This window comes from Vibrio sp. D431a, from assembly GCF_030248655.1.
GTDB classification, from domain to species: domain Bacteria; phylum Pseudomonadota; class Gammaproteobacteria; order Enterobacterales; family Vibrionaceae; genus Vibrio; species Vibrio alginolyticus.
Map to the genome: position 1 here is coordinate 1 of NZ_JAHGAP010000031.1, position 15068 is coordinate 15068.

Sequence of the window (15068 nt, forward strand, 5' to 3'; positions counted from 1 at the left end):
ACCTCGTGTGTCGCTCCAAGTTTTATTGATATGGCATTAGCGGTATCAGATGGTGTTTTACTTTTCTGTAAAGGCATCACAAAGAATATTTGTGTGCCCTGGTGGTGGAATTGGTAGACACAAGGGATTTAAAATCCCTCGACGTTCGCGTTGTGCCGGTTCAAGTCCGGCCCGGGGCACCATCTCATATTAAATGCGACACTAGCTCAGTTGGTAGAGCGCAACCTTGCCAAGGTTGAGGTCACGAGTTCGAACCTCGTGTGTCGCTCCAGATTTAAGGCCTAACATGAAAATGTTAGGCCTTTTTCGTATTTTTTGAAAATCTCAAACTTCTTTTCTGTCACAGACTTCGTTAAGTAACGAACCCTTTGTCTCATTGACTCAAGTGATTGTTCATTCTGCCATTGCAAAGCATCTTAGCCATTCCTACTAGTCTATGTTTAAACCATCACTTGTGGAGAATAACCACTCTTGAACCAGGCAAAGCTGTGACGAGAATGCTATCTTTTTAAATGTTCCGGATATAGAAAGGAATGTTTTACGATTAAGCAGCACAACCTTAAACCTCTGTTTAGATGAGGTGATGATATCTCAAGAATATTTGTTTAAATAACAGCTATTTGAGAGAAGCAGAAAAGCATAGCTCATGAATATGAACATGTGAGTTGCAATGGGGTATGTTTTGTTGTGATTTACATCACTGTTACTAATATGAAAAATCGTTGCCAGAAGATTTTATTTTGTGATAAATTCGCGCGCAATCTCGGAGCGTAATTAACAACGTTTGATCTCTGGGGGATACGCGTAGTGACCATTCAAGCTGATTGTGACACTGCGTAGGGTAGGTATCGGCAAAGCCTTTTGTCGATAGACGGGATACTAATGCTGTAAACGCGGCATATTAATGGGAAACCCAACATTGAAACCTTTGAATAAACACACACTAATCAGCTTCATACTGCCGAAATGTCCTGTTTTACAAAACGGGTGCATTACAGAACCTTGATTAATCCCTTTTACATATAAAGCCGCGAGTATCGTGGTGGATGATCTGTATTTGTCATTTATGCACTGACAAATGCGGAGGGGTATTCACACCTCCTGTAATTTCATTCTAATGATTATTAATACAGGATACAGAATTATTATAATTCAAGGGATTATGTAGTATGAGCACTGCCTTTGAAGTCGATAGCAATATCGCAAACATTTTTTCGTCTCAGGTTCCTATCGTTGAGGGAACGTATGACTTAACGCCAGATCAAGTATTGATTGATCAGGCTGAGCATGAATCTGAAGTACGTTCTTATCCACGTCGTTTGCCGATCGCAATTAAACAAGCCTTTGGGTGCTTGGTTGAAGATACGCGTGGACAGATCTTTCTAGACTGCCTTGCGGGGGCAGGCACTCTAGCTTTGGGGTATAACCATCCTGAAATAAACCAAGCTCTGAAAGAGCAATTAGATTCAGGACTGCCATATCAGACGCTAGATATTGCAACATCAGCAAAAACGACGTTTATTCAATCTGTTAAATCTTTTCTTCCTCAAGAGTTAAGCGAGAACAGCGTTATCCAATTTTGTGGCCCGTCTGGAGCTGATGCGGTTGAAGCTGCTATCAAGCTCGCGAAACAGACTACCGGTCGCAACACTATGTTTGCCTTCCGTGGCGCATACCATGGTATGACTAATGGTACGATGGGGATGATGGGTAACTTAGGCACGAAAGCGCGTCGAACTGGTTTGATGTCGGATGTGCACTTTATGCCTTTCCCATACAACCTGCGTTGTCCTTTTGGGCTTGGCGGTGATGAAGGTGCGAAAGCAAGTATTCGCTATATCGATCGTCTTTTAAACGATGATGAGTCAGGCATTATGAAGCCTGCCGCGATTATCGTGGAGCCAGTGCAAGGTGAGGGTGGTGTTGTTCCTGCGCCAGCATTCTGGCTACGAGAGTTACGTCGTATTTGTGATGAACACGGTATCTTACTGATCTTCGATGAGATCCAGTGTGGTGTTGGTAAAACTGGCTACAATTTCGCGTTCGAAGAGTCGGGCATTGTTCCAGATATTCTGTGTTTATCAAAAGCAATTGGCGGTGGATTACCAATGTCGCTATTGGTTATCAATAAGCAACATGACACATGGAAGCCGGGCGAGCACACAGGTACATTTCGTGGTAACCAGTTAGCCATGGTCTCTGGTGCGAAAGCATTAGAAATTATCCAGCGTGATAATCTTGTTGAGCATGCCAATATTGCGGGTCAGTACTTGCGCTACGGCCTTGAAAGTATTCAAAAGCGTGTGAACTGTATCGCAGAGGTTCGTGGCAAAGGTTTGATGCTAGGCGTGGAGATTAAAACTCCAAACGGTGAGCTCAATAAATTTGGTGAACCTCAAGCGGATAGTGAACTTACACTTTCTATTCAACGCGCAGCACTCGAGCGTGGCTTGATCGTTGAGAAAGGTGGACGCGAAGGCGCAGTAATTCGTTTCCTTCCTCCTCTTATCATCTCGTTTGAGCAAATCGACTTTGCTTTACGTGTATTTGAAGACGCGATTTTAGCCGCTGGCGGTAGTCACATCGAAACTCAGCCACAAGATGAATGGAAGAAGCATTTCATCCACACTGGAGAGATGGGCAGCAATGAATTTGCTTCGGTGATGAATCACACTACTACGGCAATGAAGTCAGTGTTTGAACAAGTGACTGCACCGTATTCAGGTATGGATCCAAAAGCATTGGAAGCAGCAATTCACGACGTTGATCTTGATAATGGAAATGCGCCTCTTAAATCCGTTATCGACGATGCTGCTGATCTGGTCGCGAAAAACGCAATTTTTACTCAACATCCAGATTGTATTGCTCACCTGCATACTCCACCGTTGATGCCAGCGATTGCGGCAGAGGCAATGATTGCGGCTTTGAACCAGTCGATGGACTCATGGGATCAAGCTTCATCAGCGACTTATGTTGAACAGAAAGTTGTGAACTGGCTATGCGATAAATATGAGTTAGGTGAAAAAGCGGACGGTATCTTCACGAGCGGCGGCACGCAAAGTAACCAAATGGGTTTGATGCTTGCGCGAGATTGGATTGCTGACAAACTCAGTGCACACTCAATTCAAAAGCTTGGCCTTCCTGAATACGCAGACAAGCTACGTATTGTATGTTCGAAAAAATCCCACTTCACGGTTCAAAAATCAGCGTCTTGGATGGGATTGGGTGAAAAAGCGGTCATGACCGTCGATGCTAATGCCGATGGAACGATGGATGTCACTAAGTTAGACGAAGTTCTCAATCAGGCCAAAGCAGAAGGTTTGATCCCATTTGCCATTGTTGGCACCGCGGGTACAACGGATCACGGTGCTATTGATGACTTAGACTTTATCGCCGATATCGCAGCGAAACATGACATGTGGATGCACGTCGACGGTGCATACGGTGGAGCTCTGATTCTAAGTAGCCAAAAAGCGCGTCTGAAAGGTTGTGAGCGTGCACATTCCATCAGCGTAGACTTCCATAAGCTGTTTTACCAAACCATCAGTTGTGGTGCGCTATTGGTAAATGACAAGTCTAACTTTAAATTCCTGCTTCACCATGCAGACTATTTGAACCGCGAACACGACGAACTACCGAACTTGGTGGATAAGTCTATTGCGACAACTAAGCGTTTTGATGCGCTCAAAGTGTTTATGACGATGCAAAGCGTAGGGCCAAAAGCCCTAGGCGATATGTATGATCATTTGCTTGAACAGACGCTTGAAGTGGCGGACATGATTCGAGATAACAAACACTTTGAGTTGTTGGCTGAACCATCACTATCTACGGTTCTGTTCCGCGCGACACATGAATCAGCGGATCTTGATGAACTGAACAAAACGTTGCGCTTAGAAGCGTTAACACGCGGTATCGCGGTATTGGGTGAAACCATTGTCGACGATAAAACTGCATTGAAATTTACGATTTTGAACCCGTGTCTGACGACGGCGGACTTTGAATCTTTGCTCTCAAAAATCAATACGCTAGCGGCAGAGCTAGTTTAACAAAGGTAACGGAAAACTATGGCAATTCTACAGATTGGTGCAGGCGGCGTTGGCTGGGTAGTTGCACATAAAGCAGCACAAAACAACGACGTTCTGGGTGATATCACAATCGCATCACGTACCGTAGGTAAGTGTGAGAAAATCATCGAATCGATTCAGAAGAAAAACAATCTGAAAGATTCAACTAAGAAATTAGAAGCGCGAGCGGTAAACGCGGACGACGTAGATTCTTTAGTTGCTTTAATTAAAGAAGTACAACCTGACTTAGTGATCAACGCAGGTCCTCCTTGGGTGAACATGTCTATTATGGAAGCATGTTACCAAGCTAAAGTGTCATACCTTGATACATCTGTTGCGGTTGATTTGTGCTCTGAAGGCCAACAAGTACCTCAAGCTTACGATTGGCAGTGGGGTTACCGTGAGAAGTTTGAAGAAGCGGGCATTACAGGTATTCTTGGTGCTGGTTTCGATCCGGGCGTAGTATCGGTGTTTGCCGCATACGCAGTGAAGCATCTGTTCGATGAAATCGATACTATCGACGTAATGGATGTAAACGCAGGCGACCACGGTAAGAAGTTCGCAACTAACTTTGATCCAGAAACGAACATGCTTGAGATTCAAGGCGATTCGTTCTACTGGGAAAACGGCGAGTGGAAACAAGTACCTTGTCACTCACGTATGCTTGAGTTTGAATTCCCGAATTGTGGTTCACACAAAGTGTACTCAATGGCGCACGACGAAGTTCGATCTATGCAAGAGTTCATCCCGGCGAAACGCATCGAATTCTGGATGGGCTTTGGTGACCGTTACCTAAACTACTTCAATGTGATGCGCGACATCGGTCTACTCAGCCCAGATCCACTAACGCTTCACGACGGTACGGTTGTTCAACCTTTGCACGTGCTAAAAGCACTACTACCAGATCCAACATCACTCGCACCAGGCTACACTGGCCTAACGTGTATCGGTACTTGGGTTCAAGGTAAGAAAGATGGTAAAGAGCGCAGTGTATTTATTTACAACAACGCTGATCACGAAGTCGCATACGAAGATGTTGAACACCAAGCTATCTCATACACCACTGGCGTACCAGCGATCACTGCGGCTTTGCAGTTCTTCCGTGGCAAGTGGGCAGACAAAGGCGTGTTCAACATGGAACAACTAGATCCAGACCCATTCCTAGAAACCATGCCATCTATTGGTCTAGATTGGCATGTTCAAGAACTGGAGCCAGGACAACCTGTTATCCATAAATTGAAGTAAGAATTTAGCGACTCTTATTTGTACGTTTAAGCCGATGCACTTGCGTCGGCTTTGTTCGATTTTATAGTGCCTTTGCTAAGGCGAAGGGACGTAAGGTATCAAAATGCAACAAAACGAACTAAAAACGCCATACTTCATGATCAATGAAGACAAGCTGATTGAGAACCTAGAGAAAGCAAAACAGCTAAAAGACATCTCTGGTGTGAAGCTTGTATTAGCTCTGAAGTGCTTCTCAACATGGGGTGTATTCGACATCATCAAGCCTTACCTAGACGGAACAACAAGTTCTGGCCCGTTTGAAGTGAAGCTTGGCTACGAAACGTTTGGTGGTGAGACACACGCATACAGCGTGGGTTACAGCGAAGATGACGTTCGCGATGTGGCGGACATCTCTGACAAGATGATCTTTAACTCTCAGTCACAGCTAGCGGCTTATCGTCATATTGTCGAAGGTAAAGCATCGATTGGCTTGCGCCTGAACCCAGGTGTGAGCTATTCAGGGCAAGACTTAGCAAACCCAGCGCGTCAATTCTCTCGTCTTGGTGTTCAGGCTGATCACATCAAACCGGAAATTTTTGATGGTATTGATGGCGTAATGTTCCACATGAACTGTGAGAACAAAGACGTGGATGCGTTTATCGGTTTACTCGATGCTATTTCAGCTCAGTTTGGCGAGTACCTAGATAAGCTGGACTGGGTAAGCATGGGTGGCGGCGTGTTCTTCACATGGCCGGGTTATGACATCGAAAAGCTTGGCCTAGCGCTGAAAGCGTTTGCTGAAAAACACGGCGTGCAAATGTACCTAGAACCGGGCGAAGCGATCATTACCAAGACGACTGACCTAGTGGTCACTGTGGTTGATATCGTTGAGAACGTAAAGAAAACCGCGATTGTGGATTCAGCAACAGAAGCTCACCGCTTAGATACGTTGATCTACAATGAGCCAGCGTCAATTCTTGAAGCATCTGAAAATGGTGAACATGAGTATGTGATCGGCTCGTGCTCTTGTTTGGCTGGTGACCAGTTCTGCGTGGCGAACTTCGAACAGCCTCTAGAGATAGGACAGCGTCTGCATATTCTAGATAGTGCCGGTTACACCATGGTGAAACTGAACTGGTTTAACGGTCTACGTATGCCGTCGGTCTACTGTGAACGCTCGAATGGTGACATTCAAAAACTGAATGAATTTGACTACTCTGATTTCAAACGTTCACTATCTCAGTGGTCAGTGAAATAAGACGTATCGCGCCATAAGCACCAAAAGAGCAGCTTAATCGCTGCTCTTTTTATTGGGGAAACGATAACAGTACGTGATTAACTCTCCACAATCACACGAGTGTCTTCACTCAGAGACTCTAACTCATTGGCTATGTCTTCAATTTCTAGCTCGCTAGGCAGTTTTATCGCCATTTTAGCGCTGAATAAGCTAGAGCTTACCCCTCCGCCTCCAGCAATGAATACACGCTGACAATCCATATCTAAAATTGAGATACCTTGATTATCGAGAACGTGAGTAATTTCATTCACAATACCCGCTCTATCGTTGGCATCTAAACGAAGCTGGAAGATAGTGTCTTCACGATATGAATGAGGCTCAGAGTCGACGAACCTAACAACAAGAGTCTGACAAGAAGAGAACGCCTGTTTAACGATGTCGGCATTTTCTCTTGGAAGCTCTACTTTGATGACACCTGCAACTTGGTCTTCGATAAAGTTTACTTTGCTGATCAGCCATTTCCCGCCGTTTTCGTGTGTGATTGCAGCGAGCTCTTTAATCGTGGCGGGTGACGCTTGTCCGACAAAATTAACAATAAATACGGTGTTCATAATGTCCCCTCCTGGAATCAAGGTTTGGACGCAGTACGAATAAACGTGCTACTTAAGTTATTGGAATAAATCCTTTTATTTAGTGTAGGTGCTAAGGGCGGGTAAGGTTTGATGAAAGTCAATTTTTAACACTAATTCGTGATGCAAATAATTAAAACAATGTTCAGAGCACAAAAAAGCAGCCATCGTAAGGCTGCTTTTTACCGAGTATCAACTTAGGATTAGAACGTTACTTTTAACTCGACACCATAAAATTGACTGTCGTAGTTTGCGCCTGCGTCCATGGCGAATTTTGCAACATCTTGGTTTCCAAACCAAGGTGATGAATTGAATTGTAGTTCTGCACTACCGCCCCATGCATCAGTTACCCAATAATGAATATGTCCAACAGGGTTTAAGAAGAAGAGCGAAACATCACCTGCGGTTTCAGAGCCCATAACTTCGCCGCCGTTTGCAATAATGTCTTGCTCAGCCGTTAACATCATTTCACCAACAACAGCACCAAAGAATGGTGTGATAAAAATATCCTGCCAAGATGGTACTTCTGCGAACGCCTCCACGCCATACTCCCAAAAGAACGTCGACATAGTTGCGGAGTACAAAAACGATTGAAATTCATTATAGCCAGCGTGACGTGCTGCCGTGTAGTAAACGCCGCCAAAATATGGGTGCATGATGTAGTTGAGGACATGTTCATCGCGATCCCAAACGGGGCCGTCAGAGACATTATCTTTCCACTTTTGCCCCAACTTACTCATGTCTCGGTCTTCTTCGTCCCATTTGGTGATACTTTCTGGAAGAAAAGTCATCATGCCTACGGTCGCGATACTGAGACCTAGAATGGTGTAGGTTTGACCCATCAGATAATCCCAGTCTTTATCTTGAGGGATGATGAGATGTTTAGGCTGAAGCCCTGCGTCAAGGTTTAGCGAATCATCATTATTCTGTTCATACATAACACCGCGATTTTGAGCCTCGAAGGTGTACAGAGTCGTCGTTTCGCAGTAACCTGACAAGCAATCAGGTGTGTAAGAAAACTCTGTATGACGGCTTAGGTCATAGTGACTTGCGTGCGCAAGCGCTGACGAAGCCAAGCAAAGGCCTGTTAGAGTCGTCTTGAACATGGATGATTTTGACACAAAGGTCTCCGAGTTAATGGTGTATGTTCGGGCTCGTAATTATCCCTCAAAACATCAATCATTTAAACACTTGACCCTTATTTAGTCCCAACAAACCTCGGCGAGATTTGTCCAAATAAAAAGAAAAATAAGCGCTATAACGAAAATAGGATTGTGCTTACGTTCAGGAGTCAGTTGTGAAAATAGCAATGCTTAGTACTGGTGAGGAAGTCCTCCACGGTGATATTGTTGATACTAATGCGGCATGGTTGTCTAGCCTGTTTTATCAACATGGATTTGGCTTAACAAAGCGCTCAACGGTTGGTGATAGCCTATCGAGTTTGGTTGAAGAGTTTTTAATGCTCAGCTTTAACAACGATGTGGTTATTGTTAATGGTGGTTTAGGCCCTACAACGGATGACATGAGTGCTGCCGCCGCCGCGAGAGCCGCCGATTGTAAACTGGTGCTATTCAAAGAGTGGTTGCAGCATCTAGAAAGTTTGTATGCTCGACGTGGCATCCCTATGCCGGACAGTAATTTAAAGCAAGCAATGCTGCCAGAAACGGCAGAGATATTGGACAACCCGATAGGCACTGCTTGCGGTTTCAAAATGCTGATTAATGATGCCATTTTTTATTTCACACCGGGTGTACCAAGTGAATTTAAGCTCATGGCAGAGACGCAAATTCTTCCCGATCTGAGAAGAGTGTTTCCCGATGTTCAAGGCTCATGTTGTAGTCGAATCTACACGTTTGGTCTGTCTGAATCCGGTATTTCAGATAAGCTAGATCAGCTAAAACTTCCTCAAGGCTATGAGCTAGGGTATCGCTCTTACTTGCCTTTTATTGAAGTGAAACTTTTTGGTCCTTCAGATCAGATTGAACAGCGTTTGAAACTAGTACAGATAATTAATAAACACCTTGAGAGTAATACCGTTAGTATTGACTTACCTATGGTTGAAAATGTCGGCCAGTTGTTGGTCGATAAAGGACTAACGGTGTCGACCTCCGAAAAAAGTAGCGGAGGATACTTAACGTACTGGCTAAACGGCGATGAAAACGCTGAAAAGCTACTAGGGCATGGTTGGATACTACCGAGCCTGACTCAAGCGATGGCCAACAGCGGAGATCCATTAGCAGAGACGTTTGCTCTGGCTGGCGCTACGCGAGAGAAGTGTGGGACGGATTTATCACTCGTTACTGGCCATATTGAAGAGGGTGTTTTTTCCGTCGCTTTATCGACACCGTCAGGCGAGTGGGGAGCATTATATAAACTCTCGAAAAAGTATCAGCGCAATGATCAAGTTAAAGTGATCAGCACGGCAGCACTAGACTTGTTGCGTCGCTACCTAGAACGTAAACCAATGTTTGCGCATTATGCATTTTTAGAGAAAGTTAAAGAGATGCACCTCCCGAGCAGTGCTTTATAACCAAAGCTCTATACAGTAGTCTGAGAGACAAAACACAGAGACAAAAAAGCCAAGGTGATTACCTTGGCTTTTGCATTTTATACCGTCGAGTCAACGTTATGCGCGCTGCTTTTCTTTCATCGCGTAGTTAACGCCGCTAAGTGACAAATCTGATTTTGCTTTACAGATACAAGGTAATATTTCATCACTTTGTGTGTAAGCCATGGCAAAACCAACATACTCCACTTCACCAGACTCCAATTTGCAGCGACAGGCGCCGCAGTGCCCATCACGGCAGTTGTATTCTGGTAATAGGCCAGCTTGCTCCATTGTTTCCAAAATCGTATTGGAAGGGTTGGATTCAATGCTGATCAGTTTGTTGATTTTGAGTGTTGCCATTACAGCTCGAATCCTTCGAAGTCATCTGCGCGAACTTCATTGTCAATTTGACCCACAAGGTAAGAAGAGATTTCTGCTTCTTGAGGCGCAACTTGAACGTTATCTGAAGACAACCAAGCGTTAATCCATGGAATTGGGTTAGTTGTTGCTTCTGGATACGCTGCTGGTAGACCTACCGCTTGCATACGAATATTTGTGATGTATTCAACGTATTGGCTTAGGATGTCTTTGTTTAGACCGATCATAGAGCCATCTTTGAATAGATACTCTGCCCACTCTTTTTCTTGCTCAGCCGCTTCTTTGAATAGGTCAAAACAGTCCTGTTTTGCCTCTTCTGCGATTTGCATAAAAGTGAAGTCATCTTGACCGTTACGTAGCAGGTTGATCATGTGCTGCGTGCCGTTTAAGTGAAGTGCTTCGTCACGAGCGATCAGCTTGATGATTTTCGCGTTACCTTCCATTAGTTCGCGTTCTGCGAAAGCGAAAGAACATGCGAAACTGACGTAAAAACGAATAGCTTCTAATGCGTTAACAGACATCAGACAGATGTACAGCTTCTTCTTAAGATCGTACAGACTAACCTTAACCGTTTCACCGTTAAGGACATGCTCACCTTCACCGTAGCGATGGTAATCATTCGTCGCTTGAATCAAATCGTCGTAGTAGTGCGCGATGTCTTTTGCACGCTTCAGAATGTGCTCGTTCTCAACGATATCATCAAACACCACCGCAGGGTCGTTCACGATGTTACGAATAATGTGTGTGTAAGAACGAGAGTGAATCGTTTCAGAGAAAGACCAAGTCTCAATCCAAGTCTCTAGTTCTGGTAGAGACACAAGCGGCAGCAGTGCCACGTTAGGGCTGCGGCCTTGGATAGAGTCAAGAAGTGTTTGGTACTTCAAGTTAGAGATGAAGATGTGCTTCTCGTGATCTGGCAGTTTGTTGTAATCGATACGGTCGCTAGATACGTCTACTTCTTCTGGACGCCAGAAGAAAGAAAGTTGTTTCTCGATAAGTTTTTCGAAAATCTCAAACTTTTGTTGGTCGTAACGTGCAACGTTTACTGATTGACCTAGGAACATTGGTTCCTTCAATTGGTCATTCTTTTTTTGGTTAAAAGTACTGTAAGCCATAATGCCTCAATTCCTTTTAAACCTCCCCGTAAGGGGGAGGTTATCGATAGTCTGTCTTTACGGGTTCGCTAGGTACGGGAAGATTAAATCTTACAACCGCCGCCAGCACAATCGTCATCTTGTGGTTGAACAGCGTCTTTCTGTTCATCTTTCGCGCCATCACGAGTGTTGTGGTAGTAAAGCGTTTTCACACCAAACTTATACGCTGTTAGCAGGTCTTGAAGTAGTTTCTTCATTGGAACCTTGCCAGTCTCGTAACGTGACGGGTCGTAGTTAGTATTAGCAGAGATAGCTTGGTCAACAAACTTCTGCATAATACCCACAAGGTGTAGATAACCGTCGTTCGAACCGATATTCCAAAGCAGTTCATAGCTGTCTTTAAGTTCTGTGAACTCTGGTACAACTTGCTTCAGGATACCGTCTTTCGAAGCTTTTACTGAAACGTAACCACGTGGTGGCTCAATACCGTTAGTTGCGTTTGAAATCTGAGAAGAAGTCTCAGAAGGCATTAGCGCAGTCAGTGTTGAGTTACGTAGGCCGTGCTCCATAATTTCTTTACGTAGGCTGTCCCAGTCGTAGTGCAGCGCTTCGTCACAAATTAGGTCGATATCTTTCTTATACGTATCAATCGGCAGTAAGCCTTTCGCGTAGTTCGTCTCGTCGAATGAAGGGCACTTACCTTGTTCTTTCGCCAGTGCTACAGATGCTTTCAATAGGTAGTACTGCATTGCTTCGAACGTACGGTGAGTTAGGCCGTTCGCGCTACCGTCAGAGTATTTCACGCCATTCTTCGCTAAGTAGTAAGCAAAGTTAATCACACCAACACCTAGCGTACGACGGTTCATAGTCGATTTGTATGCCGCTGGTAGAGGGTAATCTTGGTAATCAAGCAGTGCATCTAACGCACGAACAACAAGATCGGATAGCTCTTCGAAATCATCTAGAGACTTGATAGCACCTAAGTTGAATGCAGAAAGCGTACACAGTGCGATCTCGCCTGAGTCATCTTCAACGTTAGTTAATGGTTTCGTTGGTAGTGCGATTTCTAAACATAGGTTCGACTGACGAACTGGAGCAACTTCAGAATCAAATGGGCTGTGAGTATTACAGTGGTCCACGTTCTGGATGTAGATACGACCCGTTGATGCACGCTCTTGCATTAGCAGAGTGAACATTTCAATCGCTTTAACCGTTTCTTTCTTGATTGAAGGATCGTTCTCGTACTTCACGTATAGACGCTCAAACTCTTCTTGGTTTTCGAAGAATGCGTCGTACAGACCAGGTACATCAGATGGTGAGAATAGCGTAATATTGCCGCCTTCAACTAAACGTTGGTACATCAGTTTGTTTAACTGAACACCGTAGTCCATGTGACGAACACGGTTTTCTTCAACACCACGGTTGTTCTTAAGTACCATTAGTGAGCGTGCTTCACCGTGCCACATTGGGTAGAACACAGTAGCTGCGCCACCACGTACACCACCTTGTGAACAACATTTTACTGCTGTTTGGAAGTACTTGTAGAACGGAATACAACCAGTGTGGAATGCTTCACCACCGCGAATCTCTGAGCCTAATGCACGGATACGACCTGCGTTGATACCAATACCAGCGCGCTGAGATACGTAACGAACAATTGAGCTTGCTGTTGCGTTAATAGAATCAAGACTGTCGCCACACTCGATCAGAACACATGAGCTGAACTGGCGAGTAGGGGTACGCACGCCAGACATAATTGGCGTAGGTAGAGAAATCTTAAATGTCGATGTCGCATCGTAGAAACGTTTGATGTAATCAAGACGTGTCGCTTTTGGATATTTCGCAAATAAGCACGCTGCTACAAGGATGTATAAGAACTGAGCACTTTCGTAAATTTGGCCCGTAACACGGTTCTGTACGAAGTACTTACCCTCTAGCTGCTTAACTGCCGCGTATGAGAAATTTAGGTCGCGTTTATGGTCGAGGTACGCATCAAGTTCGTCGAGTTCTGCTTTTGTGTAGTCTTCTAGAATATGTTGATCGTACTTACCCATATCGACGAGGCGAGACACGTGATCATAAAGCGTTGGTGGCTCGTATTGGCCATACGCTTTTTTACGCAGATGGAATACCGCTAGGCGAGCAGCTAGGTATTGGTAATCCGGAGTCTCTTCAGAGATCAGGTCTGCCGCAGACTTGATGATTGTCTCGTGAATATCTGTCGTTGTGATGCCGTCGTAAAACTGGATGTGAGCGCGAAGTTCTACTTGAGAAACCGAAACATTATCTAGACCTTCTGCAGCCCAAGTGATAACGCGGTGGATTTTATCCAGATCGATACTTTCTTTACGGCCATCACGCTTGGTGACGGTAAGTTGTTGGTTCATTCTGCTTTATTTCCCTAAGAAAACTGATAAAAGCCGTATTTTTGTTTGTTTATGTGCAATATGAGTAAAGCTTGCGGCGGCTTTGTGATCAAAGTCTATCTATATATTGTCGCTTAAACACAACATATAGGGGTTCATTTGTTTGCGGGTTACAAGATAGTGCTATTACACTGATTTATCAAGGTACAGATCGGGGATGACTTGTGGATAACTGACAAAATGAAAAAAATCAGTAAGTGAACACTAACCGATGAGAAAAGGGCAGACTTGAATGGTTAAAAGTACGGTTTCGAGATCGGTTTAGAAATAACCGCATGCAAAAATATTTTCCTTGATCTTTGGCCGTTTTTATCTACGAAAAATGGCTTGGTCAAAATGGAATCTAGAGCACGAATTTTAGCCATAAAAAGACAAAAAAAGCGGCAACTTTGTGCTACCGCTTCCGATTCATTTTCTTTAAAAAATGTCAATCACAAAACTCATTTTTTAACTTAATAGCGTTCAGTATTTTTTAGTATGAACGATGTAGTTTACATCTACATTACGACCGAGTTTGTAGCTGTCATTTAGAGGGTTGTAATGAAGCCCAGTAATGCCCATTTCCGTCAGGTCAGTTTGGTCTATCATCTTCATCATTTCGGCTGGCTTGATAAACTTATCGTGCTCATGAGTGCCTTCAGGAACAATCTTAAGAAGCTTCTCAGCACCGACAATAGCAAATAAGTACGACTTAATGTTTCGGTTCAAAGTTGAGAAAAACACGTGACCACCGGGTTTGACTAGCGCAGCACAAGAGCGGATAACGGAGAGAGGATCTGGAACGTGTTCAAGCATCTCCATACAAGTCACGACATCGTAAGTTCCTGCGTTTTCTATAGCGTGGTCTTCTATTGTGCTCTGAATGTAGGTCAGTTGAGTGCCTGTTTCTAATGCATGTAGTCGCGCGACTTCTAATGGTTCTTTACCCATATCAAGCCCCGTCACAATAGCGCCTTCTTTTGCCATGCTTTCAGCAAGAATGCCACCACCACAGCCGACATCAAGTGTTCGCTTGCCAAACAAGCCATTTGCTTTTTCAAGTACATAGTTCAAACGAAGTGGGTTAATTTGATGAAGCGGCTTAAACTCGCCTTCTAAATCCCACCATCGAGAAGCCATGTCCTCGAATTTCTTAATTTCACTTGGGTCGACGTTTTGTGCTTTAGTCATAATTGGTTTTATTGCATTCAATCTGAGTCCTTTAGAGGGCGCCAGTATACTCCAACGTTTTACACCCAAACAACCTCGATGTGCTTAGTTAAGGGACAATGACAGAGTTCACTGGCGCGGCAATCGAGACAGGTGCCTGTAATTTTTAAAGCGCTAGCTATTGTTTTTGGTTCATCCTTGAACTAGTGCCAGTGACAATAACTCTAAAACCTGCATTTTCGCGTTGTGTGGTTAAAGGAATTTACCTCGCTTTTCCGCGTAAAGAGTCCGATTTTGCTCAATATTGACCGAAATATAA

General features: G+C 44.2%; 10 protein-coding genes and 2 tRNA genes. 6 read left to right on the forward strand and 6 right to left on the reverse strand.

Going from position 1 to position 15068, the window contains the following annotated elements:
- The first annotated feature begins 95 nt into the window (after positions 1-95).
- The 5 genes from KJB35_RS23680 to nspC all read left to right on the forward strand — a co-directional run bounded on the left by KJB35_RS23680 (position 96) and on the right by nspC (position 6546).
- Positions 96-182, forward strand: a tRNA-Leu gene (locus tag KJB35_RS23680).
- Between the two features lie 13 nt (positions 183-195).
- A tRNA-Gly gene (locus tag KJB35_RS23685) sits at positions 196-271 on the forward strand.
- Positions 272-1169: 898 nt separating this feature from the next.
- Positions 1170-4046, forward strand: coding sequence for a pyridoxal phosphate-dependent class III aminotransferase (locus KJB35_RS23690; protein ID WP_191115988.1), 2877 nt, complete (start codon positions 1170-1172; stop codon positions 4044-4046).
- 18 nt (positions 4047-4064) lie between these two features.
- Positions 4065-5309 carry a carboxynorspermidine synthase gene (locus tag KJB35_RS23695; RefSeq protein WP_012841628.1) on the forward strand — a complete coding sequence of 415 codons (1245 nt, stop codon included), beginning with the start codon at positions 4065-4067 and terminating at the stop codon, positions 5307-5309.
- Between the two features lie 103 nt (positions 5310-5412).
- Complete coding sequence (gene nspC, locus KJB35_RS23700; protein WP_213908170.1) at positions 5413-6546, forward strand: carboxynorspermidine decarboxylase; 1134 nt, start codon at positions 5413-5415, stop codon at positions 6544-6546.
- Positions 6547-6623: 77 nt separating this feature from the next.
- Here nspC and KJB35_RS23705 read toward each other — a convergent pair whose 3' ends face one another.
- Together KJB35_RS23705 and KJB35_RS23710 are read right to left on the reverse strand one after the other, a co-directional pair.
- Positions 6624-7136 (reverse strand): glycine cleavage system protein R, encoded by a 513-nt coding sequence (locus KJB35_RS23705; protein WP_005376814.1) that lies wholly within the window; start codon positions 7134-7136, stop codon positions 6624-6626.
- Between the two features lie 221 nt (positions 7137-7357).
- Positions 7358-8260 (reverse strand): DUF3943 domain-containing protein, encoded by a 903-nt coding sequence (locus tag KJB35_RS23710; protein WP_005376815.1) that lies wholly within the window; start codon positions 8258-8260, stop codon positions 7358-7360.
- A 191-nt stretch (positions 8261-8451) separates the two neighbouring features.
- Here KJB35_RS23710 and KJB35_RS23715 point away from each other — a divergent pair, with 191 nt between their 5' ends.
- Positions 8452-9684 carry a CinA family nicotinamide mononucleotide deamidase-related protein gene (locus KJB35_RS23715; protein WP_213908171.1) on the forward strand — a complete coding sequence of 411 codons (1233 nt, stop codon included), beginning with the start codon at positions 8452-8454 and terminating at the stop codon, positions 9682-9684.
- A 96-nt stretch (positions 9685-9780) separates the two neighbouring features.
- Here the strand turns inward: KJB35_RS23715 and yfaE are convergent, their stop codons facing one another.
- From yfaE to ubiG, 4 genes are all read right to left on the reverse strand, one after another.
- On the reverse strand, positions 9781-10062 hold the full coding sequence (gene yfaE, locus KJB35_RS23720; RefSeq protein WP_005376817.1) for a class I ribonucleotide reductase maintenance protein YfaE: 282 nt from the start codon (positions 10060-10062) through the stop codon (positions 9781-9783).
- Positions 10062-11195 (reverse strand): class Ia ribonucleoside-diphosphate reductase subunit beta, encoded by a 1134-nt coding sequence (gene nrdB, locus KJB35_RS23725; RefSeq protein ID WP_005376818.1) that lies wholly within the window; start codon positions 11193-11195, stop codon positions 10062-10064. The genes yfaE and nrdB overlap by 1 nt, the downstream gene beginning before the upstream one ends.
- A gap of 83 nt (positions 11196-11278) precedes the next feature.
- A complete protein-coding gene (nrdA, locus tag KJB35_RS23730; protein WP_005376819.1) occupies positions 11279-13561 on the reverse strand; it encodes a class 1a ribonucleoside-diphosphate reductase subunit alpha in 2283 nt (760 codons plus the stop codon).
- A 501-nt stretch (positions 13562-14062) separates the two neighbouring features.
- On the reverse strand, positions 14063-14770 hold the full coding sequence (gene ubiG, locus KJB35_RS23735; RefSeq protein ID WP_017636129.1) for a bifunctional 2-polyprenyl-6-hydroxyphenol methylase/3-demethylubiquinol 3-O-methyltransferase UbiG: 708 nt from the start codon (positions 14768-14770) through the stop codon (positions 14063-14065).
- Positions 14771-15068 lie beyond the last annotated feature (298 nt).